The following is a 21,209-nucleotide window of genomic DNA, read 5'->3' on the forward strand; positions in this document are numbered from 1 at the left end:
CTCGCAAGTCAGGGTGCCGCCGGGGTGGTTGGTCCCTTCGTGCTGCCGTGCGGGTCTCCGACGTGGAGGGGGGCGCGTTAGGCTCTGGCCCGCACTTGGGTCGAGGTCTAGGGGGAGGGCCAGTGGCGCTGCGGGTTGGGGATCCCGAAAGTATCGGCGGATACCGCCTCTTGGGACGTCTCGGCGCCGGCGGGATGGGCACGGTGTATCTGGCGCAGGCCGAATCCGGGCGCAAGGTCGCTGTGAAGGTGGTGCACCAGCAGTTCGCCGAGGACTTCGAGTTCCGCACCCGCTTCCGCCAGGAAGTCGCCGCTGCCCGCCGGGTGTCAGGAGCCTTCACCGCACCGGTCGTGGATGCGGATGCTGATGCGCCGCGGCCGTGGATGGCCACGCAGTACATTCCCGGCTCCAGCCTTGGTAACCGAGTGCGCCGCGACGGCCCCTTGACCGACCCGGCCGAGCTGCGGTTGCTGGCTGTCGGCCTGGTCGAGGCCCTACGGGACATACACAAAGTCGGGGTGATCCACCGCGACCTGAAACCGGACAACGTGCTGCTCACCGACGACGGGCCACGGGTCATTGACTTCGGCATATCAAGGGCCGCCGACCAGCAGACCCTGACGGTCACCGGCCGCATCTTGGGGACTCCGCCGTTCATGTCGCCGGAGCAGCTGTCCTCCCCGCACCGCGTCCGTGCTGCCTCAGATGTGTTCTCCCTCGGCGCGGTGCTGGTGTATGCCACCTGCGGCCACGGCCCCTTCGACGCGGACAACCACTACCTCACGGCCTACAACGTCGTCCACGAGCCCGCGGCCGTCGCCCATCTGTCCGGCACAGTCCGCGAGATCATCCAATGGTGCCTGGCCAAGCAGCCGTCTGAACGCCCCGGCCTGGACGACCTGTTGAAGGCGTTTCGTGCCGCGCCAGAAGACGACTGGGGCATTCGCCCCCTGCTGTCACCGGTGCATGAGGACAGCGCCCCACGCGCCACACCACGCGTATGGTGGCGGCGGCGTCCGATCGCCGCACTCGCAGCGACGGCGACCGTCGCCGCCACCGTCACGACAACCTGGGGCCTGGGCCTGTGGGACCAGGACGCAGGCACGCCACGTGATCCTGCCGCAGCCCCCGCTTCCACCCCCACATCTGAGACCAGGCCGCCAGCGGTCGAGAAGAGAGCGGCGCTACGACCGGCCGGATGGTCCCTGTGGCAGAACAAGCTCACCGAGCGAGAGACCAACATCAAGCGCTGCGAGGTCTCCCCCACGGTGCTGCTGTGCGCATCGGGCAACGACCGGCTTGCCGCCTTCGACACAGACACCGGAAAGCGGCTGTGGCACAAGCCCTTCACCGATCCGGCTCAGGGCCAGTTCATGGGCATGGCGACCACAGGAGCCAGGGCCTACTACGTCGAGACCGCTAACGACGGGCCAGAGTCGACGCGGATCCGGGCCATCGCCCCCGCCTCGGGAAAGGTTCTCTGGTCCACCCCGCCACGATCGGTGGCACCGTTCACGGAGACTTTCGCGTACGTACCGTCCGCGGTCGTGGCCTTGGACCCCGCCCAGCGGCTTCAGGCCTGGGACCCAGAATCGGGGCGTCCACTGTGGACTGAAGGCATCAACGGCGATCCTCAGAGTTTCCGGCTCCTCGTCAGCCAAGATCGTCTGTACCTGGAGGAGTGGCATCCCGACCGGGAGCGCTACATGCTTTTCGAGGTTGACGCCCAAAGCGGCAAGAAGTCCCTTACCGCGACCTACGACACGGAGCGGCTGGTCCTCATCGCGGAGAAATCCATCGTGGTGAGGCAAGCCGACGGCTCGCTGGTCATCGTCCGCAACGACGGAACCCGGATCACGACGACCCTGCCGGACACCCCGTACATCGCGGAAGCGGACGGCATCGTGTACTTGCGGATGCGCGATGGCATGGTCGTGGCCGCGAACGCCGTTACAGGTAAACGGCTCTGGGCCAAAGCCACCAAGGCCGAGGCCGACGAATTTGCCGCCCCTGTGATGGCCCGTGACGGTCGTATTTACCTCACGGATGACCGTGGCAGGGTGCTGTGCCTATCGGCAGCTGAAAAGGGCCGAATCCTGTGGCAAAGTGCAGCCCGGATGACCACTGATGGGTATCGCGTGTTGTTGCTGTCCGTGACTAAGGAGACCGTTTACATCAGTACGCTCGAGCGGATGGATGCCCTGCAACCGCCAAGTTGAACGGCTCAAAGACTAGGGCCCCAGGAGGCGAGTGTCCCGGTCAACAGAGGGTGTGACAGGCCGGTGATCGCGGCAGCCGTTGTATGGGCGCAGCACCGACGGTCAGAATGGGCCATGGCCGGGATGGCCGGGTACTCGCCGACGGGGGCAGGGATTGCTGATGAAGAACGCCACCTCATGGTCTGGGGCGAATCCTTACTCCCCCGTTGCTGATCCCGAACTGCCCGCGCATGTACACGACCTGATCGCCACGGGGAAACCGCGCACCCTCGAGATCTACGGTGATCCTGAGATGCCGGACCGCTGGCTGCTTGGCACGCTCACCCACCACGTCGCCCGGGTCGGCCTGCCGATCGGGGCGGCAACCGGCCTGTGGGCCGTGTGCAAGCACCTCGGGAACAAGACGGCCGACGCCGTCTACGCAAGCAACACCGGCGCCTTGCACTTCCTGTTCGAGCGAATCGCCCACTACCTCGGCCCCCTGTTGATCCCGGCCGCCACCCTCGCCTCGGTCTACGTCGTGCTTCAGGTGTTCAGCGCAGCGAGTGATGCCCGTCTATGGCGGGAGGTACGCGAGGCCCGTGACCGGTATGTGCTTCCCTCCCAGCTCACCGACGAGGCCGCCGCTCTGCTGCAGCAGGCCCGTTCCGCGGCGCGTCAGATCCTCGACTCGGAGGTCCACGAGCGCGATCTGATCGACCGGCAGCGCGCTCAACTCCAGTTGCCCGTACAGGTCTGGGAAGTGGCGCGCTCTCTCGCCCAGTACAGTCGGCTCAGCGAGCAAACCGTCGAGGAACCTCAGGGCGAGAGCACTGTCGCCTTGGTCACGGCCTGGCGCTCCGATTTGGCGTCCGGGCTCGCGGCGATCGAGCAGCAGGTTGAAGCGCTCGAGTTGTATGCGGCGCAGACGGCGGAAGCTGACGCCCGGCTCAAGGAACTCAAGCTGGTCGAGCAGCTGGAGAAGGGCAGCAGCGAGCTGCTCGACTTCCTCGCCGCCACCGTGCGCTCCGAGCGCGCGGTCGAAGGGATCGATGAGATGACCCGCGAAGCCTCTGCGGTCGCAGGCCGGTTCACCACGGCGTTGATCGCCGCGAAAGAGGCCGCAGCGCAGGCCTTGCCGGCGGCCAAGCGCGACGAGACCTCGTCCGCCTGAACGCGGTCATTCGGTCGGACGAGCGTGGTCGTAGCGGTGTTCGCGGGACGCCTCGGGGGGCTTGAAGCTGGGCGTGTCCGGTGGCGGCGATCCGCAGCACAAGGGAGCGGTGCGCGTCTGGGTGGGCGGCGAAGCCGGCGCACATGGCGCCTGGTTGGCCGGAGGTATGTCCGGTCTCGTGGCAGACCAGGTGGCCTTCGTCGGCCAGGCACTCGCGTATGAGGTCGGCGAGCCGTCCGGGTGCCAGTTTGCCGCGGTCTTGGGGCCGGAAGTCGCAGGTCGCGCTGCGCTCGGCCATGACGCGGACCTGGTCGGTGGCGGTGTCGGTGACCGGGGTCTGCCCGTGGTGACCGGACCGTACGCGGTGCCGACATCGTGCCTCCCGAGGCGAGTTACACAGGAGCGCGGGCGCCTCTTGGGCAGGTGGGTCAGATGGTGACGGTGTACGAGCTGCCGGGGAACTCCCACTCCCCATCCGAACCGTCTCCGATGTCCTCCACGATGACGTAGTCAATGAAGTCCTCTTCGAAGTCCTCGTCCTCCAGTGTTCCTGCGAGCCACTTCCGCTCGATCACCGTCCAGTCACCGTTACGACCGTCGATACGGAACGGCGCGGTCGTTCGGCCGCTGGCACTGGGGCCGCCGCGGAAGCGTTCGTCGTCGCCGGTCTTGACGACACCGGTGATCTCGAACTGGCCGTGCTTGAACGAGTCCGGGATCGGGCCGGGGACCATCGCGGTGTCCTCGTACGCGGCGTGGATGACGTCGATGTAGTTGCGGCGGACGTTGTACTCGGCGTCCGACAGCCACTTCATCAAGGTGGCGGGGGTGACACTGAGCCCGGCTCGCTCGAGCGCCTCGTAGCCGCGTTTGGTGGCGGTGAGCTGGGAGAGCTGGGCATGCCAGTGCTTGGCGTGGTAGCTGGACAGGCGCCGCATGTGGCCGCCGTGGTCGTGGAGCAGCGCGCTGAGGGCTGCGCCGAGGGAGTTGCCTGTGCCTTGGGCCATCAGGCCTCACCGCCCGCAGTCTTGACCTTGACGTCACCGAAGCCGGTGCCCACCGTGTAGTTGCCGGGGGCCTCGCCGGTGCGGGTCCAGAACACGGCCTCGTCCACGTTGCGCAGCGCGATGAGGGTGTGGCCGTCCTGGACGGCTTGGTGAGCAGCGATCCAGTGCCGGACGGAGGCCTCGGCAACGAGGGCGATCCGCCAGTCGGGCCGCCAGAACGGCGAGTTGGCGCCCTTGGGCCACAGCAGACGCAGCGCGACGGAGACGCGGTACTTGTATTCCTTGTACGGTTCGCCTGCGGCGTCGATGAGTTCCGTGCGCGCCTCGCGGGCCTTGAGGTAGAACGGTTTGAAGAGTGATCCGTTCGCGACACCGGTCCAGGAGTCGTGGACGATCAGCGGCTCGGTGATGAAGCCGCTGTTGATGAGCCGTTGCAGCAGCCGCACATGCGGAGTGCTCGCCCAGACTCTGCCCTGATCGTCGGCCTCGGCGGCGAGACGGCCCAGGGGGTGTGGCATCTTCGGGTTCCGCCACGTCGGTACGGTGATCTGGAAGGCGCCGGCGTGTTTCCGGGTGACTTCGTCAAGCGGGCCGGTGTGCTGGAGCACGTTCGGGGCCAGCGGCACATCAGAACAGGCCGACGGATAGGAACCGTTGCGGTCGATGACGCACTGCAGGCCGTCACCGAGACTTGCGGGGACGATCAGTCGGTCGCTTTTGTCCCCCTTCTCCTGTCGGCCGCGCTTCCTCTTCTCGACCGTGACGTCGGGGTGGACCCAGCGCGGCTCGCCCGCCATGACCTCGCGGAAGAGCGTCCACGGCTCGGCGTCCCGTTCCTTCTTCGCGATCACGGGAAGCGGGTGGAACTTCGAGCGCTTCATGCAGTCCTTGAGGATGTTCAGCCCGGGGAAGACCGTGCCTTCCGGCTCATCCTCGTCGCCGGGCTGCACCCACGCGTCGTCCTGCTCGTCGTCCGCGTCCTCTTCGACCCTCGTCGCCGTGCCGGTGGGCGAGGGTGTCGGCGCGGGCGCGGAGGGCTCCGAGGGCTGCTCGGGCGGCGGCGCGTCGGGGCCGTTCGTGGTGGGCGCTGTCTGCAGTGCGGGGGAATTCGCGCTCAGCGCGGGGGCGTACGAGCGCAGCGCGGCACCCAGGCGCTGTCCCTCGGGCGTGTCCGGGAGCGCGGTCACCGCGGAGAACACCGCCACCAGCTCGTCGGTGAGCTCCTCCACCGCGGTGTCGTCCTGCTCGACGGCCTTGCGCAGCGCGGCGAGGACGTGGGTGGCGGCCGCAGGCAGGCCCTGCTGCGCGCCGGAGGTATACGGGAGGGCCGCCTCGGCGAGCTCGGTGGCGCGGGTCTCAGAGGCGTCAGTGAAGCGGGCGTGGAGCAGTTCGGGGCGCAGGAAGGCGGAGCCGATGGTGCCGAAGTCTCGCTCGGCCACGTCGACACGGGCCTTGGCCGGGCCCGGAGCCTGGGTCACGGTCAGGACGAGGTCGGCGTCCAGCCGGTGCAGGATCGCGGAGTCGTCGCTGTCGACGATCGCCAGGACCGGGATGCTCAGGGTGCGGGCAAGCGCGGCCAGGACCTGGGTGGCGCCCGGCAGCTGCGGGCCGGACAGTGGAAGGCGGGTGCTCGGCGCGACCTGCAGCCGGTCCACGACAACCAGCGCCAGGTCGCCGACGGAGGGGGCCGTGTCCGCGATCGCCTCAGCGGTCAGATCACTGCCGTCGTCGATCAACAGGGGTGCGTGGGCGAGTTGCTGGGCGACCTGCTGCTCGTACTCGGTGAGCTGGCCCTGCTTCAGGCGCGGGTAGTCGCCGCCGGTCTCGGCAGCCAGGATGCGGCGCATGATGTCGTCACGGTTCGGGCCGGACGCCGCATACAGGACCGGGCGGCCGGCGACGAGGGCCGTGTGCCGGGCGGCCGCGAGGCCGAGCAGGCTCCCGCCGACGTTCGGCTCGGCCGCGACGAGGTGCAGGCGGCCAGGCTGCAGTCCGCCGGTGGCGGCATCCAGGGCGGCCAGGCCGAACGAAACGCCCCGAGCCGGGCGGGACGTCAGGGCACCGGTGATGGTGTCGCCGAGCGTGGCGAGCTGACGCTTGGGGGTGCCCTCGGTGCCGTCCGGACGGGCGGGCTTCCGTTCCGAAGTCATGAGCGGCCTTCTTCCTGGCGGGTCTGCTGAGGTGCCGGGGGCTCATATCCGGGCCAGCGCTGGCGAAGTCGCCGGAAGCGGGTCTGTGCCTGACGTCGGTCCGGCATGCCCAGAGCAGCCGCAATCTCGTCCCAGACGTGCCCGCGTGCGCGGGCATGGGCGATCAGTTGCAGTTCGACGAAGTCGATTTCGGTGCGCGCGTCACTGACCAAGGTCAGGCCGGCGAGGAGGTCGTCACTGTCGAGCGCCTGCTCGTGCGCGACGAGCTCTTGTCCGTGCTCCTCCCGGAACAGCGCTGCACCTACGTCGTTGAGAGCTTGGCCGCTGACGACGGCGCGACCGTCGCCGTGCCGCTCGGACAAGTGCGCTCTGGCGGCCTGTCGCGCCTTCTCCTGACTCAGCTTCGCGAGTTCTTTCAACAACGCCATCACGTCATCATACTGAGGACGCGGGCAGTTGTCATCAACTTGAGGACATTCGCGGCGGATTGCTTGCCGCCGCGGGTGCGAAGCGGGCAGCCGGGCGCCGCAAACGATCCCGCAGAACCCCCGCCGTCGCGCCCCGCGCTTTGGCAGACTCACCGCATGGTGATCGCGGCACGGCCACGGAGGACATGATGAGTCAGCCGGAACAACCTTGGCAGCCACGGCCGCACGAGCTGCCGTTCACCACCCACCTGATCAACCCTCACGGTGACCGCCATCTCGGCTTCAACGAAGCCGACGGACGCTTCTACCGACTCTGGCAAGACCGGCGGCCCGAGCCGCTGCACGCCGGGGATGCGATCTTGCTCCGCCCGAGCGACATCGACCAGATCATTAAGCTGTCGATGATCTGGGCCATGCAGCATCCCAACCAGCCTCGTAGTGGCGACCTCGCCGACGAGGTGGCTGCCGGAGCCAAGGCCGTCGTGTTGCACTTCGCCCAAGCCGCTCAGCACCCCGTACGGCGCTAACGGCTCGTTGTACGACGTCGCAGGGATCGCGTCCACACTCTTCGCCGTACGGTCTCCGCCTGCCTCTCAGCCGCCAAGGCGGGCGCAGGCTCATCGTGTCCGAGCTGCAGAAGCTGGCGCAGCAACCCAGCGCGGACGAGAACCGCATGGATCGCCGCGGCACGCTCTCCCGGGGATCCAGTCACCGGAATAGGGATGGCGTTCTTCACTGGGCGTCTGCTCCCTTCCCGGCCTGATGCCGCTCGATGATCACGCGATGGGAGGACTCACCGCCTGCTGCCAGGGTTGTACGGACTCAGCCAGCTCAGGAACATCTGCCCCACTATGCGCGCGGCGTCGATGCGGCTGCGTGCCGCTGGCCGGGCCCCCCACGGCGAGGTCCGATCACCGGCAGATCCCGAGCGGGTCAACCGCTCTCAGGATTCGCCTCGCCCTTCGCAGCCTGTGCTTGATGAGCTTCGATCCGGGCCAAGATGGCCTTCCCGAAGGCACGGACCTCGTCGGTGTAGTCGATGCCGCATTCACGAGCCGCTTCCCGAGCTCGCATTTCTCGCTCTTGATCAGTGAGGGGAGCAGGGGCTCCTTGCTGGTCGGGGAAGTCGGCGACGAACAGGTCGAGGCCTGGGCTCAGCTGGCGCGCATTGCCGCGCATCGCCGCGGCCTCCTTCACCAGACGCTCCTTGAGCTGCCAGTCCTCGGCCCGCCGTGTTGCCGACCATTGAACGTACTCGGGAAGCGAGAGCTCCAGGCTCGCTGCGTGTGCGGCGATCGACGCACCCTGCTCCGTGGAGAAGACGGCGAGGACCTCGACGTCTTCGGACTCGCTGTTGGTCATGGCTCCCATCTTGCCGCTCCCCGCCACCGTGCGAGGCTCCAGTCGTTCCTCCGGCACCATTCGCGACGGCTCGCCCCTGGATCCGCTGGTCGACCGCACCAGATGGGACTCTGTGCCTCAAATCGCAGCCGCCACCTGCGTGTTGCATGCACGTGAACATGGCTTTTGCTCTGATTTGAAAAACTCTCTGTCTCTTGATGCCTTAGGGGTGCTGGTGAGGACTTTCGCAGTGGGCGGATCTCGTGTCGGTGCAGTCTTGGGTGCCGGCGTCCTGGTGGTGTCGGCGCTGACTCCTGCGGCGGCCGATACCCCTGCACCCAGCCAGGTGGAGACCTACGCTCTGCCGCTCGGCACCAAGGTTCCTTCCCTGACGGAGCTGCGTCGCGAGCGAGGCCTCGACGCTCTGCGGACCGCAGCCCGTGTGTACGACGACGAGCGGCTCGCCCTGGAGACCGTGGGCCCGGCCGCGCGCTACGCGCCCCTGGCGCGCAGTGCCTCCGCTGTCGCCCCTCCACCACCTGCGACGCGGTCTGTCGCGGGCGGGCCGGTGCGCTATCCGGATCCGGCCCGCACGATGTCGCTCGCCGAGTGCGCCAAAGGCCTGGGAAAGAGTCGGAAGTTCTACCTCAAGTCGCGGTTCGCGGTGTGCTCGGGAGCGTCGTTCGTGCAGACCTGGCTGCGCAACGGTCGGCTCTCGGGCCGGAGCATGTTCAACGTGCGGGTGATCGGCACCATCCCGGACAACAGCCGCACCATCACCTTCCGCTACTACGTCACTGACGTGGAGAAGACGGGCACCACGGGCGCCTCCGGGATGCCGATCCGGATCAAGGGGCAGGTGGCCAAGAGCTGGCCGGCCCGCGCGCGGTACACCCACGGCGGCACCATTCCCGCCACCGCGCGGACCTTCTCCCAGCTCGGTCGGCTACGGACCTTCACCCACACGGTGCGCGCCGCCCCGGGAGGAGGCCGGACCGCGGCCGACCTGGTGCATGCCGTCTACGAGCCGACGGTGTCGATCACGCCGACGCCAGGCTGGACAATGGGCCCGGGCAGTACCGGCGGGAAGCTGTTCCTGCTCGCCCCGCGCTGGGACGCAGCTCGCTACCTCGGCAACGCCACCGGCGGCGGCAAGCCGGCCAACAAGGGCGCCGCCACGTTCAGTTACACCACCGCCCTCGCCTACAGTGGGCGTCCCGGCGCGGTGGAGCGGGCAGTGGCACTGCACATCAGGGACGCGTATGCGGACCCGGCAGCGACGAAGCCGCCGAACACGGCGAAGAAGCTTCCCGGGCAGAGCGTGAAAGATCCGCTGCATCGCCTGTACACGAACACCGCGCGGCGCAAGGCGAACCGGGCGAAGGCGATTGCGCACTGCCGCGCCCACTTCGGCGCCGGTTACACCGCAGGCGGCAAGCAGTGTGACGAGTTCCCGTTCGCCACCACCTACGAGGGCTGCGCCCAGAAGGCGTACGAGAAGAACGCGGCGAGCAACAACTGCTCGGTGCGGCCACTCGTCGGCGGCGAGAACCGCAACGCGGGCATTCTCCTGAGCCAGTTCTACACGAAGAACCGGATCATCGACGGGTACGAAGACGGCTTCACCATGCACGTCCGTTCCTGACGCCGTGCTGGCGCCCGGCCGTGGCCCGGGCGCCAGCACGTACGGATGCCTCAGCCGGTCAGGGGCCAGAACTGGGCGAGGTAGCGCTCGATGCCTTCGGGGACGCCTTGCTCGGCGAGCGGCCGCACGGCCTCGCGGCCGGTGCAGTACAGCCGCACTCCCCAACGCCCCGGACGGTCGGTGAGGTGAATGTAGTCGGGCATCGGGCCCGCCGCCGCCCAGACCGCGAGCTCCCCGCTCGTGCACGCGAGTTCGGCCTCGGCTTGCGCCTCCCACGCCTCTCGGTCGTCCGCGGGCGGCGCCGGCGCGCTCCAAACCTCCACGTCGAGGTATGCGGTGTGGGTGTGCCCAGCGCTCTCCACGTCGATCCGCCCATCGAGGACCGCGACGAACCCGTCGCTGCTGCGGTCCTCCGGATACGGCACGGGTACCGCGGTGTCGTCGGCATCCTGCAGACTGAACCCGAAGAAGTCGACCTCCACCTCAACGCGCTGCCGCGCGAGCAACTTAGGCACGCCTACTCCCTGAACACCTCGGTGAGCCCCGCACAGCACCGGGCTACTCGACGTTCCCATGGTGCCGGTGCGAGGCGAGCGGACTGGCGAGGTGGGCGGCGAGTCCTTGGACGAGTGGCCTCATCGCCCCGGGCGGATTCCTCAGAAGGCGCGCGGGCCTGCGTCGGTGGAGCGGACGTCGTCGGCGTACATCTCCTCGTCCTTGTCGATCGCGCACTTGTACTTCGACGGCTGGTTCAGCAGGACCTTGGCCACGTCGGGGATGTGCCAATTCCTGACCAAACTGGCGGGCCTGGTTCTTCACCGAAGCCGAACCCGCCGGTGCGGGAAGCGTCGCGGAACAACTCCCTCCGGCCACTTGCGGATCTCGATCCGACGACGTCGTTTCCTGGCGCGCCTGCGTGCTGTGACGCTCTCTCCATGTCCCCACTGGTTGCCACATTTCGGTCTGCACCCGAAGCGGACCCGGATCGTCCTCACCTCGGCTGCTTCGGGGGCACCCTGATGGCGCTGATGGTCCTTTTGGCCAATGCGGCCATCGCCGTTCAAGTCGGCTTCGCATCAGGTGTGTTGGGGTTGTTTCCCAACGTCTCTGAAGGGTGTCCGAAGTCAGGGCCCTCTCCGCAGGCGCAGCCGGTCATGAACTGGACACCGGTCCTCGCCTTCGGCACGCTGGCCGCGGGTGCGCTCCTGATTTCGGCTGCGCTGCTGCTCTTCGGGCCCCGAAGCACCGCCCTTGTGCAGACGGTCTGTGCGGTCATCCTGTGCCTGGTCGCGGTGAACGTCACAGTGACCGAGTGGCGCGACGCCCACCCGCAGCTGGCGGCAGCCGAGGAGGAGCTGCACGACGACGAGAACAGTGCCCACCGCCGCACCGCCGAGATGTCCCCGTCCTCCGAACGCGCCGCACGAGCCGAGGCCGCACGCATCGAGCCCGTGCTCGGACGCCTGTGGGAGCACCGCACTTGGGACGTCGCCTCCGTTCGCGCGGCCCTACGCGAACTCGGCTATGGACAGCAGCAGTCCACGAAGGACGGCCGATACGGCATTCTCATCGTCACGGAGATAAACCAACAGAGCGCGGGACTGAACCGCCGGTTCGAGACCGACCCCTCCGCCACACCTCCTGGCTCGATCGTCGCCCTGTGGGTCCGACCTGACGCCTGTATTGCCGCTTACGTGCAGTCCACCAACTACGAGGTGAAGGTGACTGGCCCATACCTGGAAACAGGGTGCTTCGAACCTCCGCGCGGCCACTGACCGACTCAGTCCGGCGGGCACCGGCGGCCCCTCAGTTCAAGCGAGGAAGGCACTGCAGAAGGACAGGTCAGGCGCTGCGCTTCGTCCCGGCGCTCGCCTTCTTGGCCGTGGTCTTCTTCGTGGCAGTCTTCTTGCCCGCAGCCCTCTTTGCGGCTGCCTTCTTGGCGGGTTTCGGAGCGAGCTCGTGCACGCTCGCCTTCGTCCCTTCACCGCGGCCCTCCTGGGCCTTGCGTACGGAGTCCTGCAGCGCGGCCATCAGATCGACGACCTGCCCGGCAGGCTCGACTTCAGTTTCGGCCGGTTCGAGGGGGCGGCCTTCGTGCTTGGCCGCGATGACTTCCTCGAGCGCGTCCCGGTAGGTGTCGCGCAGCTGGTCGATGTCGACATCGCTGAGGGATTCAATGAGGTGCTCGGCTTCGGCAAGTTCCTCGTCGGTGAGACGCACCTTGGACTTGGGTGCCAGGCCGGCCGGGTCCCGCAGTTCGTCGGGCCACCTCATTACGTGGAGGGCAATCGCCGGCCCGATGACTCGGAGCAGGCCGAGCCGCTCGCGATCGCCGCGAAGGCTGAATTTGGCGATCGCGACCTTCTGGCTGCGATCGAGAGCCTGCTTGATCAACGTGTACGGTTTCGCCGCCACGGGATCGCTGCACGTCAAGAAGTACGTGGCAGATCCGATCCGGAGCGGATCAATGGTGTCGGCCGGCACGAAGGAGACGATCTCGATGGCGCGGACGGTTGCGAGTGGCAGGCCATCGAGGTCCTGGTCCGTCACTTCCACAAGATCGCCCGTAGCGGTCTCGTACGCGCGGCCGATCTCGTCGGCACGCAATTCCTGACCGTCCAACTCACAAATTTTCCGGTATCGAATGCGACCGCCGCACCCCTCGACCGCGTGGATCTGCCGGAAGGAAACCGAGTGGTCCACGGTGGCTTTCTCCAAGACCACAGGCACCGTGACCAGGCCGAAGCTGATAGCTGAGCGCATGACCGGCATGACCGCCTCCCTCACTTCCAGGGTGGTCTTCACCGTATGCCGCGCGGCCGCGCGTCGCCTGAGCGAAGGCGATCAGCCGGTCACAGGGAGCGCAGGATGGCGACGGCCTTGCCCAGGATCACGTCGTCGGGGCCGAGCTCGATCGGGGCGAAACCTGGATTGCAGGGCATCAGCCGCACGTCGTTCTTGGTGATCTGCAGCTTCTTGATCGTGGCTTCGCCGTCGATGAGTGCGGCGACGACGTCGCCGTTTTGGACGGCCTGGGTCTTGCGGACGGTGACCACGTCCCCGTTATGGATCCCGGCATTGATCATGCTTTGACCGGTGACGGTGAGGGCGAACAGGTCTCCGTGCCCGACCACCTGGCGCGGCATCGGGAGCACGGCCTGGACGTCCTCGGTGGCGAGGATCGGCGGCCCGGCGGCGATCCGGCCGACCAGCGGGACCTCGGCGATGCCGGCGTCCCGTTCAGCCTGCTGCGCGCGGTGCTCCAGCTGGGGATCGGAGGGCGTGGGGTGAGGGTGGCCGAGCTCGACGAGTCCCTTGGGGGCCAGGGCGTAGGCGCGCGGCCGCTTTGGGTCGCGCAGCAGCCACCCTTTCCGCTCCAGTGAGGCCAGTTGGTGGGCGACGGAGGAGGTGCTCGACAGCTTCGCGGCATCGCCGATCTCCCGCATCGACGGCGGATAGCCGCGGTCGCGTACGGAGCCGTGGATGCACTCCAGGACGGCGCGCTGCCGCATGGTAAGCCCGGCTTCGTCGACGCGGTTGCCCTGCGGCCGGCCCGGCGGGGTCACGGTGGCCATAGAAATCCCCCCACGATCTTGCGTGGTGTCGACCGTATCCCGGCCATGGGGCGCCAGGGAACGCTGTTCCCCTTGCAGCGGACAGGTGAACGCGGCCAGGCGCGGTGCCGTGGGCCGACAGGCGTGCTTGAGCGTCGTCGCGGCTGGTCGTGGTGTCGCCCGGCCGGGGGAACCTCGTGCCTGTGACTGAGCGTTTTAGTTGGCGGGTGAGCGGCTTACCTGGCGGCCCGTGTACTTACGGGAGAACAGTCGGGGGGTGCGGCCGCCGACCTGCCCGGATGTGGCGCATCCAACTCCGGATCAGGTCGTATTGCCCAGTGTGAGCGGGTTAGCGTTTTAGGCCCGCTTTACCCGCATGAGGTGCCTGGATCTTGATGCAGCTGAACAGCGTCGACGGCGAACCCGAACCTGAGCTCGCCGCCGCCCCTGGCAACGCCGACTCGGCCCGAGCGGCGCACCCTTACTGGGGCTTTCTGGCCGTGTTTGTCACGGTGGTGGGTGGAGTGCTCCTCGCCCTCTGCTTTGGCAGCTTTGCTATGTCCATCACGTCTATCGAAGGCAAGGGCATTCTCTTCCAGGTCCCGGTGCTGGCCTGGGCGGGGATCGGCGTCGGTGCGTTCTTTGCGTCGATCCTCTGTCTGGTGGGGGTCGCCAAAATCATTGAGGATCGATGCCGCCGCCGAAAGCGCGATGAGCGGTTCGGGGCCGCGGTCTGGGTCCTCGCCGCTGTCGGTGTCCTGGAAGTCGTACTCGGCCTCGGCGCACCGTTCGCGCTGTACGGATGGGGCGATCGCCCGCTGAGCGGGGACGCGACGGCCGTCGGTGCCTTCGGCGGCATCGGCCTGCTCTTCGCTTCCATTGGGACCTTTGGGGTGGCGTACGAGCTCGCCAAGCCCTCGGGATTCGGTGGCCGGTCGCGGAGCTCGGAAGCGTTCCAGGGACGGCCGGTCGGGCACTGGGAGGAAGCTGAAGCTCTTGCGGCCTCTCACATGCGGTACCTGGGACTCCAGTACGTGGCCCTGAGCGCTGGCGGCGCCGATGGGGGAATCGACGTGTACGCGCGCGAAGCGTCCGCGCAGGTCAAGTTCATCACCAAGGCAGTGGGCCGCCCTGACGTGCAGAAACTGGTTGGAGCGGCGAAGCCGGGCCATCAGTTGTTCTTCTACAGCCTGAGTGGCTACTCGGTCGTTGCGCAGGAGTACGCGACGGAGCGCGGCGTCTGCCTGTTCCAGTTCGAGTACGACGGCCGCGTGCGGCCCATCGGCAGGGCGGCGGAACGGACGCTCAACCAGCGGCACGCCGCGGCACGCGAATAGCCGCGTGCCGCGTGCCGCGTGCCGCGACATGGCGCTCGGCTGGGCGGCGTAGCCGAGGGCGCCTGCCGCGATCTATATCTCCGGGATGTGCACAACGCCCGCCAACTAAAAGACTCAGTCACAGTGTGTGACTGAGCGCGACAGTTGGCCGCTGTCGCGCTCATACGCCACGCGCCGGTCGTCTAGCCGACGGCGCTGCCGGTGGGGGCACCGATGGTCACGTCCTGGATGGTGACCTTCTTCTTGGGGGCGCCGTCGCCTTCGCCGTTTGCGTTGTCCGACCCGGCTTGCGCGACTTCCTGCAGGAGATCCATGCCGCTGGTGACCTTGCCGAATACGGAGTAGTTCGGGGGCAGCTCGGAGTCGCCGTAGACCATGAAGAACTGGCTTCCGTTGGTGCCCGGGCCCGCGTTGGCCATGGCAAGGGTGCCTTCGGCGTAAGTGGCAGTCGGCTTGCCTGAGTCCGCCTCCGGCAGGTTCTCCTCGTCGTACTGGTAGGCGGGCCCGCCAACTCCGGTGGCGGTCGGGTCGCCGCACTGGAGCACCTTGATGGCCCCGGTGGTGAGGCGGTGGCAGTTGGTCTTGTCGAAGAAGTCCTTCTGGGCGAGGTAGGTGAAGGAGCCGACGGTGCAGGGAGCCTTCGCCCCGTCCAAGGTGAACTCCAGGTCGCCCAGATTGGTCCTGAGTGTGGCGGGCACGGCGCTTGTGTACGGGGGCGTGGCCGGGGGCGTTCCGACGTCCTTCGCGCCCTGCTCAGCACTCGGCCGGAACGCGCACTCTCCAGGGATGGATGTTGCGGGACTCACGTCCAGGGCGCCGGCCTGTGGTTGGGCCAGGGCCGAGAACCCGGTGACGAGTCCGACGGTTAGCGCGGTGCCAGCTGCCGTGCGGAGAGCGGTCGAGATCATGGAAGTCCCATCGCAGACATGCCCCAGAGGCTTGATCCACTGAGGCCAACTACCGCGCTCAACGGCCAACTATCCCGCTCAGTCACACAGTGCCGCTGCGTTCGTGTCGACGAGGTTCCCGCGCTATGGTGTTCGAACACGTATTCGATCGAAGGGGCTGGAGTCGTCCAGGTGACAGGGGTGGAGAACGGAGGCCGTCGACCATGGCGCGTTTTACGCACCTTCATGTCGCCTCCGGCTACTCGGCCCGCTACGGCGCCTCCCATCCCGAGGCCCTCGTCAGCGCGGCCGCCGAGCAGGGCATGGACACCCTGGCGCTGACCGACCGCGACACCGTCGCCGGCTCCGTGCGGTTCACGAAGGCCTGCATCGAGCACGGCGTACGACCGGTGTTCGGGGTCGACCTGGCCGTCGCCCCGGTCGCGGAGCCCGAGCGCGGGGTGCGGCGTCGTACGCCGGTCCGTGGCGGCGCCCATGTCGAGGAGCCGCCGCTGCGCATCACCGTGCTCGCGGAGAACGGGGCCGGGTGGGCGCGGCTGTGCCGTCTGGTGTCGGCCGCGCACTTCGCACCGGCCGGCGATTTCCCGCTCGCCTCCTGGGAAGCGCTGCGCACCCACCTCGGCGACGGCCTCATCGTTCTGCTCGGCCCGGCCTCCGAGCCGGTGCGGGCGCTGTCCGCGGGCCGGGCGGACCTGGCCGAGCAGCTGCTGGCGCCGTGGCGTGAGGCCGCTGGGGATGGGCTGCGCCTGGAGGTGGTGTCGTACGGGCTTTCCGGGCTGGGGCCGGGATCGCGGCGCCTGGCCGGTCACACCCTGCTCCTCGGGGACCGCCTGGGCATCCCGGTGGTACTGAGCAACGCGGTCCGCTACGCCGAACCGATTCAGCACCGGCTCGCCGACGTCCTGGACGCCGGCCGGCTGCTGCGCCCGATCCCGCGGCGCGGCCCGCTCGATCCGGGCGAGCGGTACCTCAAGGGCCCCCTCGCGATGCGGCAGATCGCCGAGGGAATCGCCGCTGCCGCGAACCTGCCCGCGACCCGCGCCGTCCAGCTCCTCGAGGAGACTGTGCGCACCGCCGAGCTGTGCCGCATCGATCCGGCCGGCGACTTGGGCCTCGGGCGAGCACACCTGCCGGAGCCGCACGTGGTCGGCGCCTCGAAGGAGCACGGCGGGGCGATGCGGCTGCTGCGCCAGCGCTGCGAGGCCGGGCTCATCGCCCGCGGCCTGGACCGCGATCCACGCGCTGTCGAGCAACTGTCCTACGAGCTCGACGTGATCGGGGCGATGTCGTACGAGCCGTACTTCCTCGCGGTCGCGCAGGTCGTCACGGACATCCGTGCCATGGGCATCCGGGTCGCCGCCCGCGGCTCCGGCGCCGGCTCCATGGTCAACCACAGCCTGTTCATCGCGACGGCCAACCCGCTCGACCACAGACTCCTTTTCGAACGCTTCCTGTCGGCTCGACGACGGAGCCTGCCCGACATCGACCTCGACGTGGAATCCGCCCGCCGGCTCGAGGTGTACGACCGGATCATCGAGCGCTTCGGGCCGGAGAGAGTCTGTGTGACGGGCATGCCTGAGACCTACCGGGCCCGCTTCGCGCTGCGCGACGTCGGGCTCGCGCTGGGCATGCCGCCGCAGGACGTGAACCGCATCGCCAAGGCGTTTCCGCACATCAGGGCCTGCGACATTCGCTCCGCCCTCAAGGAGCTGCCGGAACTGCGCCAACTCGCCGCCGAGGCACCGAAGTACGGGCCGCTGTTCGAGCTCGCCGAAGGCCTCGACGCACTGCCGCGCGGCTACGCGATGCACCCGTGCGGCGTGGTCATCAGCGACGCCACCCTGCTGGACCGCCTCCCGGTCCAGCCCACCCCGGGCGGCTACCCGATGGCGATGGCCGCAAAGGAGGAAATCGAGGCGCTCGGCAACCTGAAGCTCGACGTCCTCGGCATCCGGATGCAGTCATCGATGGCGCACTCGGTCGAGGAGATCCGCCGTACGACCGGCCGGCAGCTCGACCTCGACTCCCCCGACCACGTCGACCTGGCCGACGAGGCGACCTTCGAGACGATCCGCAGCGGAAATCTCCTGGGCTGCTACCAGATCGAGTCGTCCGGGCAGGCCGATCTGATCGCCAGGCTGCAGCCGCGCCACATGCAGGACGTGATCGCGGATATCTCCCTTTTCCGGCCTGGGCCGGTGAGGTCCGGGATGCCCGCTAGGTTCATCGCCGCACGTCACGGGGTGGAGGAGCCGCACTACCCGCACCCTGACCTGAAGCCGATCCTGGACGATACATACGGCGTGATCATTTGGCACGAGCAGATCATCGCGATCTTCTCCCGGATGACCGGCTGCGACCGCGCGGCCGCCGAAGTCGCCCGCCGTGCCCTCGCCGACTCCGACCGCCTGGAGAAGGTCGGTGCCTGGTTCCAGGCTGCCGCCCGCCATCACAGCTACGAGCCGGCCGTCATCGACGAAGTATGGGGAACGATTCAGGCATTCGGGGCATATGGGTTTTGTCGTGCTCATGCCGTGGCGTTTGCTGTGCCTGCGGTGCAGTCCGCGTGGCTCAAGACCCACCACCCGGCTGCGTTCTACGCGGGCGTCTTGGAGCACGATCCCGGAATGTGGCCGATGCGGGTGATCGCGGCCGACGCCCGCCGCAACGGCGTGCCGATCCTGCCCGTCGACGTCAACCACTCGCGCACCGCCCACAGCGTCGAGGAGACCGAGCGCGGGCTCGGCGTGCGGCTCTCCTTGTCCACCGTGCGCGGCATCACCACCGCCGAAGCGACACGGATTCAGGACGGGCAGCCGTACGCGAGCCTGCAGGAGCTGTGGCAGCGCGCCCGCCCCTCTCTGCCACTCGCCGAGCGTCTCATCCAGATCGGCGCGCTCGGCCCGCTACAAGGGGCGGCAAGCCGACGGGACTTGCTGCTGCAGGCCACCGAGCTGCACCGGCACAGCCGCAACCGCACTCTCACGGACGGGCAGCTCCCGCTCGCCGGTGACCTGGTGACCGCAGGTCCCAGCGGCCTGCCGGAGATGACCCGGCGCGAGCAGCTCACCAGCGAGCTCGACGTGCTGTCGATCGACGTCACTCAGCACCTGATGGAGCACCACCACCGCCTCCTTGCCGAGCTCGGGGCCACCACCGCCCGCCAGTTGCAGACCATGCACCCTGGCCAGCGGGTTCTCGTCGCGGGGGTACGGGCCAGTACGCAAACGCCCCCGATCCCGAGCGGTAAAAGGATCATCTTCGTGACCCTTGAAGATGGGTCCGGTCTTACGGACTTGGCGTTCTTCGAGGACTCGCACCATGCGTGCGCGCACACGATTTTTCATTCTGGGCTGCTGCTTGTACGGGGGCTGGTGGAGAAGCGGGGCAATCGGCGGACCGTGGTCGGCGAGATGGCCTGGAATCTCGATGAGGTGGCCGCCGCGCGCCGGGATCACGGTCCGCAGGCCGCGCTCGACATGCTCGGCCGCGCCCGCCCTGCGCCCACCCCGGCCGGCTCTCCTGCGGCCGCGGAGGCCAATGGGCGGGTGCTGCAGGACGGAACAGCTGGGGCCGCCCTGCATCCGTTTGCTGATCTTCAGCCTGCCGGCAGCCGTTCGGCGGACCTTCGCCGGCTCGGCCACCGGTCGCCCGGATCGGCCGGGTGATCGGCGATGACCACCCGGCACATCCTCCATATCCATCTGCACGGGCTGGGGCCGGCCGACCAGGCCGTGTACGAACAGGTCCTGGGCCTGCTGCGCGACATCACGCCCACCGTGCAGGCCCTGCCCCCGGGCAGTGCCGTCCTCGACGTCACCGGCGCGCTGCGCTACTTCGACCGCGACATCGAATCCCTGGCACAGCTCGTCCGGCTACGGATCGCCGCCTGGCACTCGCTCAGCGCCACGATCGGCGCCGGCGGATCCCGGATGATCGCCTCGATGGCCGCCGACGCCACCGCCCCCGGCGGCCTCACTGCCGTCGGCACCACCCCCGAAGCGCTCGCCGGATTCCTGCGCCCCCGCCCTGTCGCGGCCCTGCCCGGCATCGGCCCGGCCACCGTCAAGTCCCTGGCCCGATACGGCATTCACCGCATCGGCGACCTCGCCGACGTCCCGCTGCTCACCCTGCAGCGCATCCTCGGCAAAGCCGCCGGCCGCACCCTCCTTGAGCGCGCCCAAGGCCGCGACGTACGCACCGTGATCCCACAGGCGCCGGCGAAATCGACGAGCGCAAGCGTCACCTTCGACGCCGACGAACTCGAACCCGTGGCCCACCACCGCGCCCTGCTCGCCCTGACCGAACGGATCGGCGTCCGGCTGCGCGCCGCCCGGCAGATCGCCACTGGCCTCGCGCTGAGCATCACCTACGCGGACGGATCCACCACCCACCGCACCCGCACCCTGAGCGAAGCCACCGCACACACCGACCAGTTGGCCGCCACCGCGCGCGGCCTGCTCGACTCCCTCGGCCTTCAGCGGGCCCGCGTCCGCGGCATCGCGCTGCGCGCCGAGGGCCTGACCGACGCCGAGCACGAGCGGCATCAGCTCACCCTCGACCCCGCCGACGACAAGCGCCGCCGCATCGAGCAGGCCGCCGACCAAGCCCGCCGCCGGTTCGGGCCAGCCGCCGTCGTCCCCGGAGCGCTCGCCGGATATTCGGGCACCTCACCGCAACTGGGACGCTGACCAGGGAACTTTGAGGATCTACACCCTCTCAAAGATCATCATGTGCCTAGGGTGTGCCCATGCCACGTACTCGACCGCTGCTGGCCAGCGCTCTGATCGCCATGGCGACGCTCACCGCCTGCTCCGACGACCAGCGGCCGGCCAGCTCCGGTGCCGCTTCCGACTCTCCGAAGGGCGACAAGGCGGCGGCGGCCTCCGACACGGCGAAGCCGATCACCAAGAACCTCCCCCAGGCCGCGATCACGCAGGCACTGCTGAACGACGGCGAGTTGCTGCCCGGGTACGAGCTGCTCGACGACAAGTCGGTTACAAAAGGCGAGTACTGCAATACGACGGACACCGACCAGGCACCCACGGGCTGGGTGCGCGGTGGCGACGCGGACTACACGTACGACGGATCCACGAGAAACATGGCATCGGTCCGCATCTGCCTTTACGACAGCGCTGAGAACGCCCAGGCCGCCTACGCCGCGTGGAAGGGCACCGAGAGCGACAAGGAGCAGAAGCCCTCCGCCCAGATCGGCGACGAGAGCGTCCTCGTCCTCAACCCCGGCTTCAGCGAAGACAACGTCAACGGCTATGCCCGCTCGGGCAAGGCAGTCATCCGCGTACGGATGGACGGTCACACTGTCGACGGCACGGACACCACCGGCGCCGAGGCCACGCTGTCTGCCACGCTGAAGCGCCTGCAGCAGGTCCAGGCCGGCGAGCCGGTCACCGTCACCGCGGTCGACGAACAGCGGGCCGCCGCTCAGTAGCAGACATGCCAGGTGTTC

17 protein-coding genes are annotated in these 21,209 nt (G+C 68.4%); 9 read left to right on the plus strand and 8 right to left on the minus strand.

Annotated elements, in window-relative coordinates; translation table 11 throughout:
• Window positions 1–122: 122 nt before the first annotated feature.
• Both JAO81_RS03870 and JAO81_RS03875 read left to right on the plus strand, forming a co-directional pair.
• On the plus strand, window positions 123–2,219 hold the full coding sequence (locus JAO81_RS03870; protein ID WP_199546313.1) for a PQQ-binding-like beta-propeller repeat protein: 2,097 nt from the start codon (window positions 123–125) through the stop codon (window positions 2,217–2,219).
• 160 nt (window positions 2,220–2,379) lie between these two features.
• The gene (locus JAO81_RS03875) at window positions 2,380–3,372 is read left to right on the plus strand and encodes a hypothetical protein (RefSeq protein WP_199546314.1); all 993 of its coding nucleotides are present in this window, start codon (window positions 2,380–2,382) and stop codon (window positions 3,370–3,372) included.
• Window positions 3,373–3,800: 428 nt separating this feature from the next.
• Here JAO81_RS03875 and JAO81_RS03880 read toward each other — a convergent pair whose 3' ends face one another.
• Genes JAO81_RS03880 through JAO81_RS03890 form a run of 3 tightly spaced genes read right to left on the minus strand, consistent with a single transcriptional unit; the run spans window position 3,801 to window position 6,957 of the window.
• A complete protein-coding gene (locus JAO81_RS03880) occupies window positions 3,801–4,379 on the minus strand; it encodes a hypothetical protein (RefSeq protein WP_199546315.1) in 579 nt (192 codons plus the stop codon).
• Complete coding sequence (locus JAO81_RS03885; RefSeq protein WP_199546316.1) at window positions 4,379–6,529, minus strand: DnaB-like helicase C-terminal domain-containing protein; 2,151 nt, start codon at window positions 6,527–6,529, stop codon at window positions 4,379–4,381. Before JAO81_RS03885 ends, JAO81_RS03880 begins: the two co-directional genes overlap by 1 nt.
• A complete protein-coding gene (locus JAO81_RS03890; protein WP_199546317.1) occupies window positions 6,526–6,957 on the minus strand; it encodes a hypothetical protein in 432 nt (143 codons plus the stop codon). The genes JAO81_RS03885 and JAO81_RS03890 overlap by 4 nt, the downstream gene beginning before the upstream one ends.
• 188 nt (window positions 6,958–7,145) lie before the next feature.
• Here JAO81_RS03890 and JAO81_RS03895 point away from each other — a divergent pair, with 188 nt between their 5' ends.
• The gene (locus JAO81_RS03895; RefSeq protein ID WP_199546318.1) at window positions 7,146–7,484 is read left to right on the plus strand and encodes a hypothetical protein; all 339 of its coding nucleotides are present in this window, start codon (window positions 7,146–7,148) and stop codon (window positions 7,482–7,484) included.
• Between the two features lie 406 nt (window positions 7,485–7,890).
• On the opposite strand, the gene JAO81_RS03900 is transcribed toward JAO81_RS03895, so the two are convergent.
• Window positions 7,891–8,319: a hypothetical protein gene (locus JAO81_RS03900; RefSeq protein WP_199546319.1), complete on the minus strand. Its 429-nt coding sequence runs from the start codon at window positions 8,317–8,319 to the stop codon at window positions 7,891–7,893.
• 325 nt (window positions 8,320–8,644) lie between these two features.
• Between JAO81_RS03900 and JAO81_RS03905 the strand changes: the two genes are divergently transcribed.
• Complete coding sequence (locus tag JAO81_RS03905) at window positions 8,645–9,943, plus strand: NucA/NucB deoxyribonuclease domain-containing protein (RefSeq protein WP_199546320.1); 1,299 nt, start codon at window positions 8,645–8,647, stop codon at window positions 9,941–9,943.
• 50 nt (window positions 9,944–9,993) lie between these two features.
• Here the strand turns inward: JAO81_RS03905 and JAO81_RS03910 are convergent, their stop codons facing one another.
• The gene (locus JAO81_RS03910; RefSeq protein ID WP_199546321.1) at window positions 9,994–10,458 is read right to left on the minus strand and encodes a hypothetical protein; all 465 of its coding nucleotides are present in this window, start codon (window positions 10,456–10,458) and stop codon (window positions 9,994–9,996) included.
• A gap of 513 nt (window positions 10,459–10,971) precedes the next feature.
• On the opposite strand from JAO81_RS03910, the gene JAO81_RS42170 reads away from it, so the two are divergent.
• Window positions 10,972–11,718, plus strand: coding sequence for a DUF6234 family protein (locus JAO81_RS42170; RefSeq protein ID WP_233414903.1), 747 nt, complete (start codon window positions 10,972–10,974; stop codon window positions 11,716–11,718).
• 67 nt (window positions 11,719–11,785) lie between these two features.
• Here the strand turns inward: JAO81_RS42170 and JAO81_RS03920 are convergent, their stop codons facing one another.
• Both JAO81_RS03920 and lexA read right to left on the minus strand, forming a co-directional pair.
• Window positions 11,786–12,715: a Ku protein gene (locus JAO81_RS03920; protein ID WP_199546440.1), complete on the minus strand. Its 930-nt coding sequence runs from the start codon at window positions 12,713–12,715 to the stop codon at window positions 11,786–11,788.
• An 80-nt stretch (window positions 12,716–12,795) separates the two neighbouring features.
• Complete coding sequence (gene lexA / locus JAO81_RS03925; protein WP_199546322.1) at window positions 12,796–13,518, minus strand: transcriptional repressor LexA; 723 nt, start codon at window positions 13,516–13,518, stop codon at window positions 12,796–12,798.
• Window positions 13,519–13,892: 374 nt separating this feature from the next.
• Between lexA and JAO81_RS03930 the strand changes: the two genes are divergently transcribed.
• On the plus strand, window positions 13,893–14,834 hold the full coding sequence (locus JAO81_RS03930) for a restriction endonuclease (protein WP_233414904.1): 942 nt from the start codon (window positions 13,893–13,895) through the stop codon (window positions 14,832–14,834).
• A gap of 182 nt (window positions 14,835–15,016) precedes the next feature.
• Here the strand turns inward: JAO81_RS03930 and JAO81_RS03935 are convergent, their stop codons facing one another.
• Entirely contained in the window at window positions 15,017–15,532 is a 516-nt protein-coding gene (locus JAO81_RS03935) for a peptidylprolyl isomerase (RefSeq protein WP_307813125.1), read from the minus strand.
• A 413-nt stretch (window positions 15,533–15,945) separates the two neighbouring features.
• Here JAO81_RS03935 and JAO81_RS03940 point away from each other — a divergent pair, with 413 nt between their 5' ends.
• The 3 genes from JAO81_RS03940 to JAO81_RS03950 are packed head-to-tail and all read left to right on the plus strand — an operon-like array spanning window position 15,946 to window position 21,191.
• Window positions 15,946–19,410 carry a DNA polymerase III subunit alpha gene (locus JAO81_RS03940; protein ID WP_199546325.1) on the plus strand — a complete coding sequence of 1,155 codons (3,465 nt, stop codon included), beginning with the start codon at window positions 15,946–15,948 and terminating at the stop codon, window positions 19,408–19,410.
• A 6-nt stretch (window positions 19,411–19,416) separates the two neighbouring features.
• A complete protein-coding gene (locus JAO81_RS03945; RefSeq protein WP_199546326.1) occupies window positions 19,417–20,433 on the plus strand; it encodes a hypothetical protein in 1,017 nt (338 codons plus the stop codon).
• A 59-nt stretch (window positions 20,434–20,492) separates the two neighbouring features.
• On the plus strand, window positions 20,493–21,191 hold the full coding sequence (locus tag JAO81_RS03950; RefSeq protein WP_199546327.1) for a hypothetical protein: 699 nt from the start codon (window positions 20,493–20,495) through the stop codon (window positions 21,189–21,191).
• Window positions 21,192–21,209 lie beyond the last annotated feature (18 nt).

The sequence above is a fragment of the Streptomyces sp. N35 genome (assembly GCF_016464295.1).
Taxonomy (GTDB): Bacteria; Actinomycetota; Actinomycetes; order Streptomycetales; family Streptomycetaceae; genus Streptomyces.